Here is an 18,396-nt window from a genome sequence, read left to right as displayed (position 1 = left end):
CGCTACAGGTGTTGCATCTCTCTCAAGCATGATGCCGTACCTGTGGGAGCGGGCAGGCCCGCGAAGAAACCAGCGCCGATTCAGCGGTTGGACGCCAACTCCGCCATCCGCTGCAACACCGCATGCAGCCCATTGCTGCGCGACGGCGACAGTTGGCGTTCCAGCCCGAGCTGGGTAAACCACTCGCGCAGATCAATCCCGGCCAGCTCCTCACTGGCCAGTCCCTGCACCCGTACCAGCAACAGCGCCAGCAGCCCACGCAACAAGCGGGCATCGCTGCTGGCCTTGAACCGCCACACGCCCTCGATCTGCTCGGCCACCAGCCACACCAGGCTCTCGCAGCCATGCACCCGGTTGGCCTCGGTCTTTTCGGCATCAGCCAGCGGCTCCAGGCGGTCACCCCACTGCATCAGCAGCCGCGCACGCTGTTCCCAGCCTTTGCCCTGTTGAAACGCTTCCAGCGCTTGGTGCGCCTGTTCCGGCAGGCTCATCGCAACAGCTCCAGGCCTTGGTCCAGCGCGTCGAAGAAACGCTGCACGTCATCGCTGTCGTTGTACAAACCCAGCGATACCCGTATCGCGCCTTCCAGCCCCAGCCCCTTCAGCAGTGGCATGGCGCAGTGGTGACCGGCACGTACGGCAATGCCCTGTTCAGTCAGCAGGTGAGCGATATCGGCGTTGTGCACGCCCTCGATGACGAAACTGGCCAGGGCCGTCTGCGGTGCGCCCAACACCCGCACGCCCTCGCGGTCGCCCAGGCCACGCAGCAGGTGCTGGTGCAGGCTGGCTTCATGCGCTGCGACCGCATGGGCATCGAGGCTGGCCAGATAGTCCAGTGTCGCACCCAGGCCGATCACCCCGGCAATCGGCGGCGTACCCGCTTCGAAGCCCAGGGGCGCGGGACGGAAGCTGGCGCTGTGGTACTCGGCCAGCTGCACCATCTCGCCACCGAACTGCCAGTGGCGCAACAGCTCCAGGGCCTGGGCGCGGCCATAGAGCACGCCGACGCCGTCCGGACCGTACAGCTTGTGGCTGGAAAACACATAGAAGTCGCAGCCCAGTTGCTGCATGTCCTGGCGACCATGCACCACGCCCTGGGCACCATCGACCACCGTCAGCGCGCCTTGGGCGCGGGCATGGGCCAGCAGCGCTGGCAGCGGTTGCCAGGTACCCAGCACGTTGGACAGCTGGCTGATGGCGAGCACTCGGGTGCGAGGGCCGATCAGTTGCAGTGCCTGGTCCTGGTCGATACGACCAAGGGCGTCCAGTGGCAGCACCACCAGGCGCAGGTTGCGCCGGTGCGCCAGCTGTTGCCAGGGCAGCAGGTTGGCATGGTGCTCCAGGGCACTGATGGCAATTTCGTCACCGGCTTCGAGGCGGTGCTCCAGGCCATAGGCCAGCAGGTTCAGTGCCGAGGTGGCGCCGTGGGTGAACACGATCTGCCGCGAGTCTGCGGCATTGAGCCAGGCGGCGACCTTGTCGCGGCTGGTTTCGAAGGCCTGGGTCGCCAGCGCACCTGGCAAATGCTGGGCACGGTGCACGTTGGCCGCGCCATGGCCGTAGTAATGGCTCAGGGCATCGAGCAAGGCTTGCGGCTTCTGGGTGGTGGCGGCGCTGTCCAGATAGGTCTGGTGCTGCCGTTGCAGGGCGGCGATGGCGGGGAAGTCGGCACGCCAGGGAGAGGGCTGGAACATGTTTGCGAGGCCTGGAATGAAAATCGGGTCTGGTGCATTGGCGCCAGACCCGATCTTAACACCTCAAACCCGGCAGGGTTCTCAGTTGTGAGCGTGCAGCGCTTCGTTCAGCTCGATGGCCGACTTGTGGGTCTTGCATTCTACCGCGCCGTTCAGCGAGTTGCGGCGGAACAGCAGGTCGGTCTGGCCGGCCAGGTCGCGGGCCTTGACCACTTTGACCAGTTCGTTGTTCTCGTCCAGCAGGTTCACCTTGGTGCCCGCGGTGATGTACAGGCCGGCTTCGACGGTGTTGCGGTCGCCCAGCGGAATACCGATACCGGCGTTGGCGCCGATCAGGCAGCCCTCGCCGACTTTGATGACGATGTTGCCGCCACCGGACAGGGTGCCCATGGTCGAGCAGCCGCCGCCCAGGTCCGAGCCCTTGCCGACGAATACGCCAGCGGAAACGCGGCCTTCGATCATGCCCGGGCCTTCGGTACCCGCGTTAAAGTTGACGAAGCCTTCGTGCATGATGGTGGTGCCTTCGCCAATGTAGGCGCCCAGGCGCACACGGGCGGTGTCGGCGATGCGCACGCCGGCCGGGACCACGTAGTCGGTCATTTTCGGGAACTTGTCCACCGAGAACACTTCCAGCAGCTCGCCCTTCAGGCGTGCTTCCAGTTGCAGCTCGGCCAGTTCGCCCAGGTCAACCGCGCCCTGGTTGGTCCAGGCCACGTTCGGCAGCAGCGGGAAGATGCCGGCCAGGCTTACGCCATGCGGCTTGACCAGGCGGTGCGACAGCAGGTGCAGCTTGAGGTAGGCCTCTGGGGTCGAGCTCAGTGCGGCGTCTTCGGCCAGCAGGGTGGCGACCAGCGGCTTGTGGCTCTCTGCCAGGCGGGTCAGCAGGGCGGCCTGCGCGGCGTCCACGCCCTTCACGGCTTCGGCCAGTTGTGCGGCCTGGGCGTTGCTGAAGGCGATGGCCTGGTTGCCACCTTCGTAACCGAGAACAGGGGCGACTGCAGCAACCAGTTCGGCGCTCGGATTGAGCAGTGGTTGTGCGTAGAACACTTCCAGCCAGGCGCCCTGGCGGTTCTGGGAGCCGACACCGAAGGCCAGGCTGAACAGGGTATTGGACATGTGATTACCTCGTGCGAAATAGGGTAGGGGCTCAGGCCAGGGCAGCGGCGTACAGGTCGGGCTTGAAGCCAACCAGGGTACGCGCGCCAAGGTCGAGCACCGGGCGTTTGATCATCGACGGCTGGGCCAGCATCAGCTCGACGGCCTTGGCCTGGTCGAGGTCTGCCTTGCTGGCGTCGTCCAGCTTGCGGAAGGTGGTGCCGGCACGGTTGAGGATGACTTCCCAGCCGTGTTCGTCGCACCAGCGGTTCAGGCTGTCACGGTCGATGCCTTGGGTTTTGTAATCGTGGAATTCGTAGGCGATGGCTTTGTCTTCGAGCCAGGTACGCGCCTTTTTCATGGTGTCACAGGCTTTGATGCCGTAGAGCGTGTAGGTCATTGTGTACATTGGGGTTACAAGTCGCCCCAATCTCTCCGTTTTTCGATGTCAGTCGCGCGATTATGCGGGAACGAGGCAGGGAGCGCCACGGGTGTGCAAGTCTTGGGTTTTGATGGGGCGTGGTTAGGTCTGCCTTGAGTCTTGCAGCGCCTTTGAGATCGAGCGCCGTCCCGGCTTAAGACATTCAGCGCGTGCGAGATCGAGCGCCGCCTGGTTCCCGGCTTAAGAGATTCAGCGCCTTTGAGATCGAGCGCCGCCCGCGCGGCGCTTCGCGGGTAAACCCGCTCCTACGTTTGTTTCGGGCCAGTTATGCCTGTGGCATTTGCGCGCGAACGCCTTGGCGCACGCCTCGATATCGCGTCGTACAAACAAGGCGGTCGCGCGGGTCTGGCACAGGCGATACTGGCCCGAAACAAACGTAGGAGCGGGTTTACCCGCGAAGCGCCGCGCGGGCGGCGCTCGATCTCACAGGCGCTGAATGTCTTAAGCCGGGAAACTGGCGGCGCTTGATCTCAAAGGCGCTGCATCAAACCTACGTATCATCATGTTACATATTCCCCCGTCACCTGCGACTATCGTGCAGCGGCCCCGAACCGTCGGTCGCCGCTAACATATTGTTCCAATGGCGATGTTTCGCCTTGCTATCGTTTCTGGTTCACAAAGGAAGCTTTCCCGGATGCAGTCCGCCTACACCGTTCTCATCCTGCTGACGCTGGTCAGCCTGTCGAAGCTGGTCGGCCGTGTGATCCCACTGCCATTGCCGCTGGTACAGATTGCCGCCGGTGCCTTGCTGGCGTGGCCGACGCTGGGCCTGCATGTAGCCCTTGACCCCGAACTGTTCCTGTTCCTGTTTCTGCCTCCGCTGCTGTTCGCCGACGGCTGGCGCATCCCCAAGCGTGAGTTATGGCGCATTCGTGGCCCGGTAGTGGCGCTGGCCGTGGGGCTGGTGTTGTTCACCGTGGTCGGTGCCGGTTATTTCATCCACTGGTTGCTGCCGAGCATCCCGTTGCCGGTGGCCTTCGCCCTGGCCGCAGTGCTTTCGCCGACCGACGCCGTGGCCGTTTCGGCCATTGCCCAGGACCGCCTGCCCACTCCCCTGATGCACATGCTGCAGGGCGAGGCGCTGATGAACGACGCGTCGGGCCTGGTAACCTTCAAGTTCGCCTTGGCGGCGGCGATCACCGGGGTGTTTTCGTTGGCTGACGCCAGCTTCAGCTTCGTGTTGGTCGCACTGGGCGGCCTTGCGGTGGGCGTGGTACTGAGCTGGTTGATCGGTCGCCTGCGCATGTGGATGATCACCCGGGGCTGGGACGATCCGGCTACCCATGTGGTGTTCATGTTGCTGCTGCCGTTCGCAGCCTACGTGCTGGCCGAGCGCCTGGGCGTTTCGGGTATTCTCTCGGCAGTGGCGGCCGGCATGATGCAGAGCTGGCTCGACCTGCTGCCGCGTCAGACCAGTACCCGCCTGCTCAATCGCAGTGTCTGGTCGTTGCTGGAGTTTGCCTTCAATGGCCTGATCTTCCTGTTGTTGGGCTTGCAGTTGCCAGACATCATCAAGGCTGTGGTCAGCCACGAAGCGACCCTCTGGCCGACATTGGCCTACCGCTGCCTGGACGTGGTGGCGATCTTTGCCGCACTGATTCTGTTGCGGTTCATCTGGGTCCAGAGTATCTGGCGCTCGATCGGCGTGGTCCGTCGCTGGCGCGGCAAGCCGGCACTGGTGCTGATGCCTACGGCGCGTTCCTGCTGGTTGCTGACCTTGGGTGGTGTGCGCGGCGCTGTCACCCTGGCGGGTGTCATGTCGATCCCGTTGCTGATAGGGGCTGGTACAGCGTTCCCGGAGCGTGACCTGCTTATCTTCATTGCTGCGGGGGTAATCCTGCTGTCGTTGATCAGTGCCTGCCTTGCCCTGCCGCTGTTACTGCGCGGGGTGACCAAGAGCCCGGACGAGCGCTTGCACCAGGAAGTGCAGGAAGCCTGGCGGCGCACAGCCGAGGCGGCGATTCATGCCTTGGAGGCAGAAGAGGTGATCGACAGCAACGCACCGCAGGATGCTGCGCAGGCAACTTTGGCGACCGAGCTGAAGGCGCGCTTGATGGCTGAATACCGGGATGAGCTGGAAAGCTACGACGACAGTGCCGAAGCCAAGGCTCTGGCCGCACAGATGGACTTGCTGGAGCGGCGTTTACGCTTGCGTGCCCTGAGGGCGCAGCGGCTGGAGCTGTACAACCTGCATCGTCAGCACCTGGTGGGCGATGAGGTGGTGCGGCAAGTACTGGGTGAGCTGGATATGAGTGAGGCGAACCTGGGTTCAGTCAAGTAGACCCTATCAAGGCCCTTCGCGGGCGCGCCCGCTCCCAGGTACTGCGCTGCGCTTGAAATCAGCGCAGTACCTGTGGGAGCGGGCGTGCCCGCGAAGGGGTTGATCAGCGGTTTTGCAGGAAGGCGCGAATGCGCTCCGCCGCTTCGATGCATTCGGCCAGCGGTGCAACCAGTGCCATGCGCACGCGCCCGGCACCCGGGTTCACCCCATCCACTTCACGCGACAGGTACGACCCCGGTACCACGGTCACATGCTGGGCTTCGAACAGGTCGCGGGTGAACTCGGCATCGTCGCCCGGTACCTTGGCCCACAGGTAGAAACTGCCGTCCGGGCGCTGCACGTCCAGTACCGGCTGCAGAATATCCAGCACGGCATCGTACTTGGCCCGGTATTGGTCGCGGTTCTCGCGTACATGCGCCTCGTCCTGCCAGGCGGCGATGCTGGCCAGCTGGGTTTGCACTGGCATCGCGCAGCCGTGGTAGGTGCGGTACAGCAGAAACGGCTTGATGATCTGGGCATCGCCCGCGACGAAGCCCGAGCGCAGCCCTGGCAGGTTGGAGCGCTTGGACAGGCTGTGGAACACCACGCAGCGCGCAAAATCGCTACGGCCAAGCTCGGCGCATGCCGACAGCAGGCCTGGCGGTGGCGCATCCTCGTCGAAGTACAGCTCGCTGTAGCACTCGTCGGCGGCGATCACGAAGTCGTGTTCGTCAGCCAGGGCAATCAGCTTCTTCAGGGTGTTCATCGGCACCAGCGCACCGGTAGGGTTGCCCGGCGAGCACAGGAACAGGATCTGGCAACGCTTCCACACCTCGGCCGGTACGGCGTCGAAGTCCGGGTTGAAACCGTTGTTTTCCAGGCACGGTAGGTAGTGCGGGGTGGCACCGGCCAGCAGCGCTGCGCCTTCGTAGATCTGGTAGAACGGGTTGGGGCTGATCACCAGGCCGTCATCGGCGCGGTTGACCACGGCCTGGGTGAAGGCGAACAGCGCTTCACGGGTGCCGTTGACCGGGAGGATGTGGCGGTCGGCGTCCAGCCAGCCGGCGGGCACGCCAAAGCGTCGTTCGCACCACTGGCCGATGGCCTGGCGCAGGGCTGGCAAACCAAGGGTGCTGGGGTAAACCGCCAGCTTGTCGAGGTTGTCGGCCATGGCCTGGGCGACGAACGCCGGCGATTCGTGCTTCGGCTCACCAATCGACAGGGCGATGGCGCGTTTGTCCGCCGCAGGCTTCACGCTGCCCAGCAGGGCGCGAAGCTTTTCGAACGGATAGGGCTGAAGCTGGGTCAAGGCATGGTTCATCGGCGCAAGGTCTCGTCAATCGTCTAATCGTTAAAAGGTCACGCGGGTCTGGCTGGTGTCGCTACCTTGGCCGGCCTGCAGTTGCTGCACGATGGCTTCCTGCAGGCGGCTGCACAGCTGCGGGTCTGACAGCGGCTGGTTGTCGGCATCGGTAATGAAGAACACGTCTTCTACCCGCTCGCCGAGGGTGGCGATCTTGGCGTTTTGCAGTGACAGGTCGAACTCCAGGAAGATCCGCCCCAGCCGGGCCAGCAGGCCCGGGCGGTCTGGTGCGGTGATTTCGAGGATGGTCACCGGCCGCTGGGCATCGTTGAGGATGGTCACTTGCGGCGGGAAGTCGAAGTGCTTGAGCTGCCGCGGTACCCGGCGCTGGATGATGGTCGGGTAGTCCTCGGGGTTGCGCAGCGCTTCGGTCAGGCCATCGCGAATCTGCTTGACCCGCTGTGGGTTGTCGCCGATCGAGCCACCGTCGTTGTCCAGCACAATATAGGTGTCGAGGGTGAACTGGCTGCTCGACGTGATGATCCGTGCGTCGTGGATGTTCAGGTTCAACTGCGACATGGCCGCCACCGTCACGGCGAAGAAATCGTGCTGGTCGGGGGCATAGATGAAGATCTGCGTGCCGCCTTCGAACTCGCGCTGGGTGGTTTCCTTGATCAGCACCAGCGGCCCGCCATCGGCCGGTTGCTGCAGGATCGCATCCGTGTGCCAGGCGACGTCGGCGGCGGTGTGCTTGAGGAAATAGTCATCGCCCAGTTGCGCCCATAGCTGCTCGACGTCGTCCGGGTCGGTGCCCTCGCGCACCAGGATGTCCAGCGCTGACGACTGGGTCTGGCGAATCTGCTCTTCGCGGTCCAGCGGGTTTTCCAGGCCGCGGCGCAGGGCACGCTTGGTCTCGGTGTACAGCTGGCGCAGCAGGCTGGCCCGCCACGAGTTCCAAAGGCTCGGGTTGGTGGCGTTGATGTCGGCCACGGTCAGTACGTACAGGTAGTCAAGGCGCGTCTCGTCGCCCACGTGCAGGGCAAAGTCGTTGATCACCTGCGGGTCGGACAAGTCCTTGCGCTGAGCGGTGGTCGACATCACCAGGTGGTTCTGCACCAGCCAGACGATCAGGCGGCTGTCCCAGGCCGGCAACTGGTGCCGTTCGCAGAACTTCTGTGCGTCCACTGCACCGATTTCCGAGTGGTCGCCCTGGCGACCCTTGCCGATGTCGTGGTACAGCCCGGCCAGGTAGATCAGCTCGGGTTTGGGCAGGCGCCCCATGAGCTTGCTGGCCAGCGGGAATTTCTCGGACACCGGCGTGTATTGCAGCTTGCGCAGGTGCTTGATGAGGTTGAGGGTATGCGCATCGACCGTATAGATGTGGAACAGGTCATGCTGCATCTGCCCGACGATCAGGCCGAACTCTGGCAGGTAACGGCCAAGAATGCCGTAGCGGTTCATCCGGCGCAGGTTGCGGTGGATGCCGATTTCGCACTTGAACAGCTCGATGAACAGGCTGGTATTGCGGATATCGGTGCGGAACGTGTCGTCGATCAGGTGGCGGTGTTCGCGCAGCAGGCGCACGGTATCGGCACGCACGCCCTTGATCTCGGGGTGTTGGGCCATCAGCACGAAGATTTCCAGCATGGCGAATGGCGTGCGTTTGAACACGTTCGGGTGGGTGGCCTCGATATAGCCGTCATGCAGGCGGAACCGCGCATTCAGCGGCTGGGTGCTGCCACTTTCCTCATCGGCGAGGATAACCTCTTCGAAGTGCTGGATGATCAGGTCGCACAGCTGACTGATGCTCATCACCACCCGGTAGTACTGCTGCATGAACTGTTCGATCGCCCGCTTGGGGTTTTCATCGCTGTAGCCCAGCAGCGTGGCGATGCTGCGCTGGTGGTCGAACAGCAGGCGGTCTTCGGCGCGTCCGGCCAGCATGTGCAGGGCGTAACGGACTTTCCAGAGGAAGTCCTGGGACGAAGCCAGCAGTTCATTCTCGCTTTCCAGCAAGAAGCCTTCGCCGGCCAGTGCGTGCAGGTTGAGCGTTCCGTACTGGCGGCGGGCCACCCACAGGACCGTCTGGATGTCACGCAGGCCACCTGGCGAACCCTTGACGTTGGGTTCGAGGTTGTACTCGGTGTCGTTGTACTTGTGGTGGCGGGCCTTGAGTTCGGCGCGCTTGGCCAGGAAGAACTCCTTGCTCGGCCACATGTGCGCGGTGCTGGTGACTTCCAGCATGCGCTGGCGCAAGGCCTCGGGACCGGCGATGGTGCGACTTTCCATCAGGTTGGTGATCACCGTCAGGTCGGCGCGGGCCTGTTCGGCGCACTCGTCGACGGTGCGCACGCTCTGGCCGACTTCCAGGCCAATGTCCCACAGCAAGGTCAGAAAGCGCTCGATGGCGTCGCGGTACTGCTCGTGCTCGGCAGCGCCCAGCAGAATCAGCAGGTCGATGTCCGAGTGCGGGTGCAGTTCACCGCGCCCGTAGCCGCCCACCGCAACCAGGGCAATGCCGCTCTGGTCGCCCCAGTCGAACTGGTTCCACGCCTGTTGCAGGATATTGTCGACGAGCCAGGCGCGGGCCTCGATCAGCGGACGGATGTCGCTGCCGGCGCGAAAACGTTTGTCGAGCACCTCGCCGGCCAGGCGGATGGCTTTCTTGAAGGCGGCGATGGGGCTCGCCTTGAGGGCCAGTTCCGCCTGGAACTGGCCACGGTCGAACAGCTCGGGGTCCACCTGGGGCATCGCGTCACGTTCCTGTCGTGGGGTGGCCTGTCGGGGTGCGGTCAGGCCGAAGTGCGCGGGATGGTGTCGTCCTTGCGCAGGGTGAAGATCTCGTAGCCAGTGGCGGTCACCACCAAAGTGTGTTCCCACTGGGCCGAGAGCTTGCGGTCCTTGGTGATGGCGGTCCAGCCGTCGCCCAGCACCTTGGTGTCGGCCTTGCCCTGGTTGATCATCGGCTCGATGGTGAAGGTCATGCCTTCCTTCAGCTCCATGCCCGTGCCAGCGCGGCCATAGTGGAGGATCTGCGGCTCTTCGTGGAACACCTTGCCGATGCCATGACCGCAGAACTCGCGTACCACCGAGAAACCGTTCTTTTCCGCGTGCTTCTGGATCACTTCACCGATGTCGCCCAGGCGGCAGCCCGGCTTGACCAGCTCGATGGCCTTGTACATGCATTCCTGGGTGACCTTGGACAGGCGCTCGGCCCAGACCGGCACGTTACCGACGTGGAACATGCGGCTGGTATCGCCGTGGTAGCCGTCCTTGATCACGGTGACGTCGATATTGAGCGTGTCACCGTCCTTGAGCGGCTTGTCGTTGGGGATGCCGTGGCAGACCACATGGTTGATCGAGGTGCAGATCGACTTCGGGTAGCCCTTGTAGTTGAGCGGTGCCGGGATGGCCTGCTGAACGTTGACGATATAATCGTGGCACAGGCGGTCGAGCTCTTCGGTGGTGACACCGGGCTTGACGTGTTCTTCGATCATTTCCAGCACTTCGGCGGCCAGGCGGCCAGCGATGCGCATCTTCTCGATGTCTTCTGCGGTCTTGATGGTGACGGTCATTACAGGCTCTCTACGGCGCCGTGCCGGCGCGAACAAACGGGAAAGGCCGGATTCTAGCAGAGCAGGGCGCCGATCGGTCGGGATAAAGGCGGCCATGCTGTTGTCTACAGCTGGCATTCTGGCGCGAAAGCCGGGGTGCTGCAAAAAGTGCTGACAGACGCAACAGTATCCGGGTTCCGTTCGCTCGCGGTCTGTGGTATAAAATGCGCCGCTTTCGGGGACGACCCCGTCAGCACTTAACCCACACACGTGTCGACACGATGACCTGGGTGCCCCGAGTTGCAGAATTCGCGGGTTGGTCATTGGGATACGTGGAGGCCCAACCCGACTTATCAAGGAACTATCATGTCCCAAGTCAACATGCGCGATATGCTGAAGGCCGGTGTGCACTTCGGCCACCAGACCCGTTACTGGAACCCGAAAATGGGCAAGTACATTTTCGGCGCGCGTAACAAGATCCACATCGTCAACCTGGAAAAAACCCTGCCAATGTTCAACGACGCTCTGTCGTTCGTAGAACGCCTGGCCCAGGGCAAGAACAAGATCCTGTTCGTCGGCACCAAGCGTTCCGCCGGCAAGATCGTCGCCGAGCAAGCCGCTCGTTGCGGTTCGCCGTACGTTGACCACCGTTGGTTGGGCGGCATGCTGACCAACTACAAGACCATCCGCGCTTCGATCAAGCGTCTGCGCGACCTGGAAACCCAGGCCGAAGACGGCACTTTCGCCAAGCTGACCAAGAAAGAAGCCCTGATGCGCTCCCGCGACCTGGAAAAACTGGATCGCAGCCTGGGTGGCATCAAGGACATGGGCGGTCTGCCAGACGCTCTGTTCGTTATCGACGTTGATCACGAGCGCATCGCGATCACCGAAGCCAACAAACTGGGTATCCCGGTCATCGGCGTTGTCGATACCAACAGCAGCCCGGAAGGTGTTGACTACATCATCCCAGGTAACGATGACGCCATTCGCGCTATCGAGCTGTACATGACTTCGATGGCTGACGCAGTCATCCGCGGCCGCAACAACGTTGCCGGCGGCACCGAAGTTTACGCTGAAGAAGCGGCTGCACCTGCTGCTGAGTAATAGGCGCTAGCGTCTACTTGGCACGCAAAAAGGGGGCTTTGCCCCCTTTTTGCCACCTTGAAATCCTGCTGTCAGCATCGGCCCCGCATCATGGGCCTGCTGAAATGAAAACAGCGGATTTGCAGAATTGAACGCCCGTGATTGACGGGTGGAATGGTTGAAAAACTTTCCAAGAGGATTTTGAAATGGCAGCAATTACTGCAGCGCTGGTAAAAGAACTGCGCGAGCGTACCGGCGAAGGCATGATGGATTGCAAAAAGGCCCTGGAAAAGGCCGGCGGCGACATCGAGAAAGCCATTGACGACATGCGTGCCTCGGGCGCCATCAAGGCCGCCAAAAAGGCTGGCAACGTCGCTGCTGAAGGCGCTATCGCCGTCAAGACCGACGGTACATCCGCCGTCCTGCTGGAAGTGAACTCGCAGACCGACTTCCTGGCCCTGCAAGACGACTTCAAGAACTTCGTGGCCGAAAGCCTCGAAGAAGCCTTCGCCCAGAAGCTGACCGACGCCGCTCCGCTGATCGCCTCGCGTGAAGCTGCTCGTGAAGCCCTGGTTGCCAAGTGCGGCGAGAACGTCAACATCCGTCGCCTGGTGCGCGTTGAGGGTGACGTTGTCGGTGCCTACCTGCACGGCAACAAGATCGGCGCTGTCGTCGTTCTGAAAGGCGGTGACGTGGAGCTGGCGAAGAACATCGCCATGCACGTTGCAGCTTCGAACCCTGAGTTCCTGGATTCGTCGGAAATCTCCGCCGAGGCCATCGAGCGCGAGAAGAATGTCTTCCTGCAGCTGAACGCCGACAAGATCGCCGGCAAGCCGGAAAACATCGTTGAGAACATGATCAACGGTCGTATCACCAAGTTCAAGGCCGAAGCCTCGCTGAAAGAGCAAGCCTTCGTCATGAACCCGGAAATCAAGGTTGGCGAGCTGGCCAAGAAAGCCGGTGCTGAAATCGTTTCCTTCACCTACTTCAAAGTAGGCGAAGGCATCGAGAAGCCAGTCGACGACTTCGCTGCTGAAGTTGCCGCTCAGGTCGCTGCTGCCAAGCAGTAAGACAGCCCCGTCTGTCGCCCCAAAGAGGCTGCCCGCTCACGCGCGCAGCCTCTTTGTCAAAACGGGGAGGGGTTTATACGACTCCCTCTTCGCTGGCACCGAAGCGGTGCCACGCTACAGTTAGCAGGCTGCAAACAGCCCGCACGAATTTTCTAAAAGTACGCCGCAGGAGAGACTCGCAATGGCTCAGCAGGTGAGTGGTCGCCAACCTCGCTATAAACGCATTTTGCTCAAACTTAGCGGCGAGGCCCTGATGGGCTCGGAAGACTTCGGGATCGACCCGAAAGTGCTGGATCGCATGGCGCTTGAAGTTGGCCAGCTGGTAGGGATCGGTGTCCAGGTCGGCCTGGTGATCGGTGGTGGCAACCTGTTCCGCGGCGCCGCGCTCAGCGCAGCCGGCATGGACCGCGTCACGGGTGACCACATGGGGATGCTGGCTACCGTGATGAACGGCCTGGCCATGCGCGATGCGCTGGAACGCTCGAACATCCCGGCCCTGGTCATGTCGGCCATTTCCATGGTGGGTGTCACCGATCATTACGATCGCCGCAAAGCTATTCGTCACCTCAACTCCGGGGATGTGGTAATTTTCTCCGCCGGTACCGGCAACCCGTTCTTCACCACCGACTCCGCGGCCTGCCTGCGCGCCATCGAAATCGATGCTGACGTGGTGCTGAAGGCGACCAAGGTCGATGGCGTGTACACTGCCGATCCATTCAAGGACCCGCATGCCGAGAAATTCGATCACCTGACCTACGATGAGGTTCTGGATCGCAAGCTGGGTGTGATGGACCTGACCGCAATCTGCCTGTGCCGTGACCACAAGATGCCATTGCGGGTATTCAACATGAACAAGCCTGGCGCCCTGCTGAACATCGTGGTGGGTGGCGCTGAAGGCACACTGATCGAGGAAGGCCAAGCATGATCAACGACATCAAGAAAGACGCGCAGGAGCGCATGGGCAAGTCCATCGAAGCCCTGTCCCGCAACCTGGCTGCAATCCGCACCGGTCGCGCTCACCCAAGCATCCTGGACAGCGTCAAGGTTACCGCCTGGGGTAGCGAAATGCCGCTGAACCAGGTCGCCGCGATCACCGTCGAAGATGCCCGCACCCTGAAGATCGTCGCTCACGACAAGAACCTCAGCGCTGCCATCGAAAAGGCCATCCTCACCTCCGATCTGGGCCTTAACCCGTCCAGCGCCGGTACCACCATCCGTGTGCCGATGCCGGCCCTGACCGAGGAAACCCGCAAGGGCTACACCAAGCAGGCCAGCGGTGTTGCCGAGGATGCCAAGGTAGCCGTGCGCAACGTGCGCCGCGACGCCCTGGCTGACCTGAAAAAGCTGACCAAGGACAAGGAAATCAGCGAAGACGAAGAGCGTCGCGCCGCGGACGAGATCCAGAAGCTGACCGACAAGTTCGTCGCCGAAGTGGATGCTGCCTTCAAAGCCAAGGAAAAGGACCTGATGGCCGTCTAAGGCCGGGGTTTTTTAATGGAAAAGACCAAGCCAGCGGCGCCGTCCTCGGTGCCGCGTCATGTCGCGATCATCATGGATGGCAACAACCGCTGGGCGAAAAAACGCCTGCTGCCCGGCGTGGCCGGGCACAAGGCGGGTGTGGATGCCGTTCGCGCGGTCATCGAAGTCTGTGCCAAGTCAGGGGTCGAGGTACTGACCCTGTTCGCCTTCTCCAGCGAGAACTGGCAGCGCCCTGCCGAAGAGGTCGGTGCGCTGATGGAGCTGTTCTTCTCGGCGCTGCGCCGTGAGGCCAAGCGCCTTGACGAGAACAATATCAGCCTGCGCATCATCGGCGACCGTTCGCGTTTCCATCCTGAGCTGCAGGCCGCCATGCGCGAGGCCGAGGCAGTGACCGCTGGCAACAACCGCTTCATTCTGCAGATAGCAGCCAACTACGGTGGCCAGTGGGACATCGCCCAGGCTGCCCAGCGGCTGGCGCGGGAAGTGCAAGCCGGGCACCTGCGCCCGGAAGACATCACGCCGGGCCTGCTGCAGACCTGTCTGGCAACCGGCGACCTGCCGCTACCGGACCTGTGCATTCGCACCGGTGGCGAGCACCGCATCAGCAATTTCCTGTTGTGGCAGCTGGCCTATGCCGAGTTGTATTTCTCCGACCTCTACTGGCCGGACTTCAAACACGAGGCCATGCGCAATGCCCTGGCCGATTTCGCTTCGCGCCAGCGCCGCTTCGGTAAGACCAGCGAGCAGGTCGAGGCTGGAGCTCGTGCTTAATGCTTAAACAACGCATCATTACTGCGCTGATCCTGCTGCCGGTCGCGCTGGGTGGTTTCTTCCTGCTCAATGGCGGGGATTTCGCCCTGTTCATCGGCTTCGTAGTGACCCTCGGTGCCTGGGAGTGGGCACGCCTTGCCGGGCTGATGGCCCAGCCGCTGCGCATTGCCTATGCAGCGGTGGTCGCGGGGGCGCTGATGCTGCTGTACATCCTTCCGGAACTGGCGCCCTGGGTACTGGGCGCTGCGGTGATCTGGTGGGGGCTGGCCACCTGGCTGGTGCTTACCTACCCGCGCAGCAGCGACCTGTGGGCCAGTGCTGCCTGTCGGTTGCTGATCGGCCTGCTGGTGTTGCTGCCGGCCTGGCAAGGGTTGGTGCTGCTCAAGCACTGGCCCCTGGGCAACTGGCTGATCCTGTCCGTCATGGTGCTGGTGTGGGCCGCGGACATCGGTGCGTACTTCTCTGGCCGGGCATTCGGCAAGCGCAAGCTGGCTCCGCAGGTCAGTCCGGGCAAGAGCTGGGAAGGCGTGTACGGTGGCCTGGCGGTCAGCCTGTTGATTACCCTGGGTGTCGGCATCAGCCGCGACTGGGGCTTTGGTCAGATCCTGCTGGGCCTGTTGGGCGCTGCGTTGCTGGTGATGTCCTCGGTGGTCGGTGACCTGACCGAGAGCATGTTCAAGCGTCGCTCCGGTATCAAGGACAGCAGCAATCTGTTGCCCGGGCATGGGGGTGTGCTCGATCGCATTGACAGCCTGACTGCGGCAATCCCGATCTTCGCCGTCCTGTTGTGGGCTGCCGAATGGGGTGTGATGTGAGTCGCCCGCAGCGTATTACCGTACTCGGGGCCACCGGCTCCATTGGCCTGAGCACGCTGGATGTGATTGCGCGTCATCCTGACCGTTATCAAGCGTTTGCCCTCACTGGCTATTCGCGCATCGACGAGCTGTTGGCCTTATGTGTGCGTCATCGCCCGGCATTCGCTGTGGTGCCGAGCACTGAGGCGGCGGTGAGGTTGCGTGCGAGTCTGGCTGCGGCCGGTTGCACCACCGAGGTACTGGAAGGTGAGGCCGGGCTTTGCCAGGTGGCGTCGGCCGCTGAAGTGGATGCAGTGATGGCAGCCATTGTCGGTGCTGCCGGCCTGCGCCCCACGCTGGCGGCGGTCGAGGCAGGCAAGAAGGTGTTGCTGGCCAACAAGGAAGCACTTGTGATGTCCGGCGCACTGTTCATGGAGGCGGTGCGGCAAAAGGGTGCCGTGCTGCTGCCGATCGACAGCGAACACAACGCTATCTTCCAGTGCATGCCAGGCGACTACGCCCGTGGCCTGAGTGCTGTCGGTGTGCGCCGGATCCTGCTTACCGCGTCCGGCGGGCCGTTCCGCGAAACGCCGGTCGAGGCGCTGCTGGACGTGACTCCGGAGCAAGCCTGTGCGCACCCCAACTGGTCCATGGGGCGCAAGATCTCCGTGGATTCGGCCAGCATGATGAACAAAGGCCTCGAGTTGATCGAAGCCTGCTGGTTGTTCGATGCCGTGCCGTCCAAGGTTGAGGTGGTGGTGCACCCGCAGAGCGTGATCCACTCGCTGGTCGACTACGTGGACGGTTCGGTACTCGCGCAGTTGGGCAACCCGGACATGCGTACGCCAATCGCCAACGCGTTGGCCTGGCCGGAACGGATCGATTCCGGGGTTGCCCCTCTGGACCTGTTCGCCATCGCCCGTCTGGATTTCCAGGCGCCCGACGAACAACGCTTCCCTTGCCTGCGCCTTGCGCGGCAGGCTGCCGAGGCCGGCAACAGCGCGCCTGCCGTGCTCAATGCGGCCAACGAAGTCGCGGTCCAGGCATTTCTTGAACGGCGCATCCGCTTCCCGGAGATCGCGGGTATGATCGAACAGGTACTCGACCAGGAACCCGTCGTACCGCTGCCGTCGCTGGATGCGGTATTTGCCGCCGATCAGCGTGCCCGGGAGCTTTCCCGTGAGTGGCTGAGGCGTCACGGCCGCTGATGCAGGCCCGCCAAGGTTCGTGAGGGGGCTGGGCAGGATGCCGGCCCGCTGAACATCATTCGGAGATGGACATGACAGCGCTCTACATGATTATCGGCACCCTCGTGGCTCTGGGTGTGCTGGTCACTTTCCACGAATTCGGTCACTTCTGGGTGGCGCGCCGCTGCGGCGTCAAGGTGCTGCGTTTCTCGGTGGGTTTCGGCACGCCGCTGCTGCGGTGGCATGACCGCCACGGCACCGAGTTCGTTGTTGCGGCCATTCCTCTGGGTGGCTACGTCAAGATGCTCGACGAGCGCGAAGGCGATGTGCCGCCAGCGCTGGCCGGGCAGTCGTTCAACCGCAAGTCGGTGCGCCAGCGTATTGCGATTGTCGCGGCAGGCCCGATCGCCAATTTTCTGCTGGCTATCCTGTTTTTCTGGGTGCTGGCGATGCTGGGTACCCAGCAAGTCCGCCCGGTTATCGGCGCGGTCGACAGTGGCAGCCTGGCAGCATCTGCAGGGCTGACCGCGGGTCAGGAAATTGTTTCTGTAGATGGCAAGCCGACCAACGGTTGGTCGGCGGTCAATTTGCAGCTGGTTCGTCGTCTGGGCGAGAGCGGTACCTTGCAGATTGGCGTGCGCGATGAGGGCGCCAGCGCCGAGCGCCAGCTGCAGGTCAAGCTGGACAGTTGGCTCAAGGGCGCCGACGAGCCGGACCCGATTCAATCCCTGGGGCTGCGCCCTTGGCGCCCGGCGATCACCCCGGTGCTGGCCGAGATCGATCCGAAGGGGCCGGCTGCCGCTGCGGGCCTGAAAACCGGTGACAAGCTGCTGGCTCTGGATCATGTGGCGGTTACCGAATGGCAGCAGGTAGTCGACCGCGTGCGCGCCCGCCCGGATGCCAAGGTCGTGGTGCGAGTGGAGCGCGACGGCGCTGCCCTGGAGCTGCCGGTGACCTTGGCCCGCAAGGGGGAGGGCAAGGCAGTCGGTGGCTATCTCGGCGCTGGTGTCAAAGGTGGCGAATGGCCTGCCAACATGCTCCGCGAAATCAGCTACGGCCCGCTGGATGCGGTGGGTGAGAGCTTGTCGCGTACCTGGAACATGAGCGTCCTGACCCTTGAATCGCTGAAGAAAATGCTGTTCGGGGAGCTCTCGGTAAAAAACTTGAGTGGACCGATAACCATTGCTAAAGTGGCGGGCGCTTCAGCCCAGTCCGGCGTGGGGGATTTCCTGAATTTCCTGGCCTACCTGAGCATAAGCCTGGGGGTTCTTAACCTGCTGCCCATTCCAGTACTGGACGGGGGGCATTTGCTGTTTTACCTGGTCGAGTGGGCGCGCGGTCGTCCGCTGTCGGATCGGGTGCAAGGTTGGGGGGTTCAGATCGGTATCAGTTTGGTCATAGGGGTGATGTTGCTCGCCCTGATCAACGATCTGGGTCGACTATAAAGCTTCGCTCAATTGCGAACCTGCCGTTCTGTGACGGCAGGTTGTTTATTGCCAGTTGGAATAAAAGGACTTCATGAAACGTCTGCTGCTAACTGCGGTCATGTCCGCACTGATGATCGCTGAAGTTCACGCCGAGTCCTTCACCATCTCCGATATTCGCGTCAACGGCCTGCAGCGGGTTTCCGCTGGCAGTGTGTTCGGTGCCTTGCCACTGAACGTT

General features: G+C 62.6%; 16 protein-coding genes and 1 pseudogene. 10 read left to right on the top strand and 7 right to left on the bottom strand.

The annotated features are described in order from the left end of the window. Positions 1 to 80 precede the first annotated feature (80 nt). From N5D53_RS15135 to N5D53_RS15120, 4 genes are all read right to left on the bottom strand, one after another. Entirely contained in the window at positions 81 to 491 is a 411-nt protein-coding gene (locus N5D53_RS15135; RefSeq protein WP_003252266.1) for a SufE family protein, read from the bottom strand. Beyond that, positions 488 to 1,693: a cysteine desulfurase gene (locus N5D53_RS15130; RefSeq protein ID WP_104962437.1), complete on the bottom strand. Its 1,206-nt coding sequence runs from the start codon at positions 1,691 to 1,693 to the stop codon at positions 488 to 490. Before N5D53_RS15130 ends, N5D53_RS15135 begins: the two co-directional genes overlap by 4 nt. An 81-nt stretch (positions 1,694 to 1,774) precedes the next feature. Next, the gene (gene dapD, locus N5D53_RS15125; RefSeq protein ID WP_019437665.1) at positions 1,775 to 2,809 is read right to left on the bottom strand and encodes a 2,3,4,5-tetrahydropyridine-2,6-dicarboxylate N-succinyltransferase; all 1,035 of its coding nucleotides are present in this window, start codon (positions 2,807 to 2,809) and stop codon (positions 1,775 to 1,777) included. A 31-nt stretch (positions 2,810 to 2,840) separates the two neighbouring features. Continuing rightward, positions 2,841 to 3,188 (bottom strand): ArsC family reductase, encoded by a 348-nt coding sequence (locus N5D53_RS15120; RefSeq protein WP_003252272.1) that lies wholly within the window; start codon positions 3,186 to 3,188, stop codon positions 2,841 to 2,843. 676 nt (positions 3,189 to 3,864) lie between these two features. Here N5D53_RS15120 and N5D53_RS15115 point away from each other — a divergent pair. Continuing rightward, positions 3,865 to 5,511 carry a Na+/H+ antiporter gene (locus N5D53_RS15115; RefSeq protein ID WP_020190561.1) on the top strand — a complete coding sequence of 549 codons (1,647 nt, stop codon included), beginning with the start codon at positions 3,865 to 3,867 and terminating at the stop codon, positions 5,509 to 5,511. A gap of 103 nt (positions 5,512 to 5,614) precedes the next feature. On the opposite strand, the gene dapC is transcribed toward N5D53_RS15115, so the two are convergent. The 3 genes from dapC to map are packed head-to-tail and all read right to left on the bottom strand — an operon-like array spanning position 5,615 to position 10,368. Beyond that, positions 5,615 to 6,811 (bottom strand): succinyldiaminopimelate transaminase, encoded by a 1,197-nt coding sequence (gene dapC, locus N5D53_RS15110; RefSeq protein ID WP_010952672.1) that lies wholly within the window; start codon positions 6,809 to 6,811, stop codon positions 5,615 to 5,617. Between the two features lie 30 nt (positions 6,812 to 6,841). Then, positions 6,842 to 9,544, bottom strand: a complete 2,703-nt coding sequence (locus N5D53_RS15105; RefSeq protein WP_010952673.1) for a [protein-PII] uridylyltransferase — start codon at positions 9,542 to 9,544, stop codon at positions 6,842 to 6,844. Positions 9,545 to 9,585: 41 nt separating this feature from the next. Beyond that, positions 9,586 to 10,368, bottom strand: coding sequence for a type I methionyl aminopeptidase (gene map / locus N5D53_RS15100; protein ID WP_003252286.1), 783 nt, complete (start codon positions 10,366 to 10,368; stop codon positions 9,586 to 9,588). Positions 10,369 to 10,713: 345 nt separating this feature from the next. Here map and rpsB point away from each other — a divergent pair, with 345 nt between their 5' ends. The 9 genes and pseudogenes from rpsB to N5D53_RS15055 all read left to right on the top strand — a co-directional run. Beyond that, a complete protein-coding gene (gene rpsB / locus N5D53_RS15095) occupies positions 10,714 to 11,451 on the top strand; it encodes a 30S ribosomal protein S2 (RefSeq protein ID WP_003252287.1) in 738 nt (245 codons plus the stop codon). A 185-nt stretch (positions 11,452 to 11,636) separates the two neighbouring features. Next, positions 11,637 to 12,500, top strand: a complete 864-nt coding sequence (tsf, locus tag N5D53_RS15090; protein WP_010952674.1) for a translation elongation factor Ts — start codon at positions 11,637 to 11,639, stop codon at positions 12,498 to 12,500. A 181-nt stretch (positions 12,501 to 12,681) separates the two neighbouring features. Next, complete coding sequence (gene pyrH, locus N5D53_RS15085) at positions 12,682 to 13,425, top strand: UMP kinase (RefSeq protein WP_003252294.1); 744 nt, start codon at positions 12,682 to 12,684, stop codon at positions 13,423 to 13,425. Beyond that, positions 13,422 to 13,979, top strand: coding sequence for a ribosome recycling factor (gene frr, locus N5D53_RS15080; RefSeq protein WP_003252296.1), 558 nt, complete (start codon positions 13,422 to 13,424; stop codon positions 13,977 to 13,979). The genes pyrH and frr overlap by 4 nt, the downstream gene beginning before the upstream one ends. Before the next feature lie 15 nt (positions 13,980 to 13,994). Next, positions 13,995 to 14,750 (top strand): polyprenyl diphosphate synthase, encoded by a 756-nt coding sequence (gene uppS / locus N5D53_RS15075; protein WP_010952675.1) that lies wholly within the window; start codon positions 13,995 to 13,997, stop codon positions 14,748 to 14,750. Beyond that, positions 14,750 to 15,565, top strand: coding sequence for a phosphatidate cytidylyltransferase (locus tag N5D53_RS15070; protein ID WP_003252301.1), 816 nt, complete (start codon positions 14,750 to 14,752; stop codon positions 15,563 to 15,565). Before uppS ends, N5D53_RS15070 begins: the two co-directional genes overlap by 1 nt. Further along, positions 15,562 to 16,752 (top strand): 1-deoxy-D-xylulose-5-phosphate reductoisomerase, encoded by a 1,191-nt coding sequence (gene ispC, locus N5D53_RS15065; RefSeq protein WP_049587431.1) that lies wholly within the window; start codon positions 15,562 to 15,564, stop codon positions 16,750 to 16,752. Before N5D53_RS15070 ends, ispC begins: the two co-directional genes overlap by 4 nt. A gap of 71 nt (positions 16,753 to 16,823) precedes the next feature. Next, positions 16,824 to 18,176 (top strand): RIP metalloprotease RseP, encoded by a 1,353-nt coding sequence (rseP, locus tag N5D53_RS15060; RefSeq protein WP_104962913.1) that lies wholly within the window; start codon positions 16,824 to 16,826, stop codon positions 18,174 to 18,176. Positions 18,177 to 18,249: 73 nt separating this feature from the next. After that, positions 18,250 to 18,396: pseudogene (locus N5D53_RS15055) on the top strand (outer membrane assembly protein); the annotation flags it as partial.

The sequence above is a fragment of the Pseudomonas sp. GD03862 genome (genome assembly GCF_029840855.1).
Lineage (GTDB): Bacteria > Pseudomonadota > Gammaproteobacteria > Pseudomonadales > Pseudomonadaceae > Aquipseudomonas > Aquipseudomonas alloputida.
Note: the sequence above shows the minus strand (reverse complement) of the source record. Positions and strands in the feature narration are given on the sequence as shown.

Coding starts and splice junctions, on each gene's coding strand:
- N5D53_RS15130 (WP_104962437.1), bottom strand. CDS start 1,693: ATGTTCCAGCCCTCTCCCTGGCGTGCCGACTTCCCCGCCATCGCCGCC.
- frr (WP_003252296.1), top strand. CDS start 13,422: ATGATCAACGACATCAAGAAAGACGCGCAGGAGCGCATGGGCAAGTCC.
- rpsB (WP_003252287.1), top strand. CDS start 10,714: ATGTCCCAAGTCAACATGCGCGATATGCTGAAGGCCGGTGTGCACTTC.
- N5D53_RS15115 (WP_020190561.1), top strand. CDS start 3,865: ATGCAGTCCGCCTACACCGTTCTCATCCTGCTGACGCTGGTCAGCCTG.
- N5D53_RS15070 (WP_003252301.1), top strand. CDS start 14,750: ATGCTTAAACAACGCATCATTACTGCGCTGATCCTGCTGCCGGTCGCG.
- map (WP_003252286.1), bottom strand. CDS start 10,368: ATGACCGTCACCATCAAGACCGCAGAAGACATCGAGAAGATGCGCATC.
- uppS (WP_010952675.1), top strand. CDS start 13,995: ATGGAAAAGACCAAGCCAGCGGCGCCGTCCTCGGTGCCGCGTCATGTC.
- pyrH (WP_003252294.1), top strand. CDS start 12,682: ATGGCTCAGCAGGTGAGTGGTCGCCAACCTCGCTATAAACGCATTTTG.
- N5D53_RS15135 (WP_003252266.1), bottom strand. CDS start 491: ATGAGCCTGCCGGAACAGGCGCACCAAGCGCTGGAAGCGTTTCAACAG.
- rseP (WP_104962913.1), top strand. CDS start 16,824: ATGACAGCGCTCTACATGATTATCGGCACCCTCGTGGCTCTGGGTGTG.
- dapC (WP_010952672.1), bottom strand. CDS start 6,811: ATGAACCATGCCTTGACCCAGCTTCAGCCCTATCCGTTCGAAAAGCTT.
- N5D53_RS15105 (WP_010952673.1), bottom strand. CDS start 9,544: ATGCCCCAGGTGGACCCCGAGCTGTTCGACCGTGGCCAGTTCCAGGCG.
- tsf (WP_010952674.1), top strand. CDS start 11,637: ATGGCAGCAATTACTGCAGCGCTGGTAAAAGAACTGCGCGAGCGTACC.
- N5D53_RS15120 (WP_003252272.1), bottom strand. CDS start 3,188: ATGACCTACACGCTCTACGGCATCAAAGCCTGTGACACCATGAAAAAG.
- dapD (WP_019437665.1), bottom strand. CDS start 2,809: ATGTCCAATACCCTGTTCAGCCTGGCCTTCGGTGTCGGCTCCCAGAAC.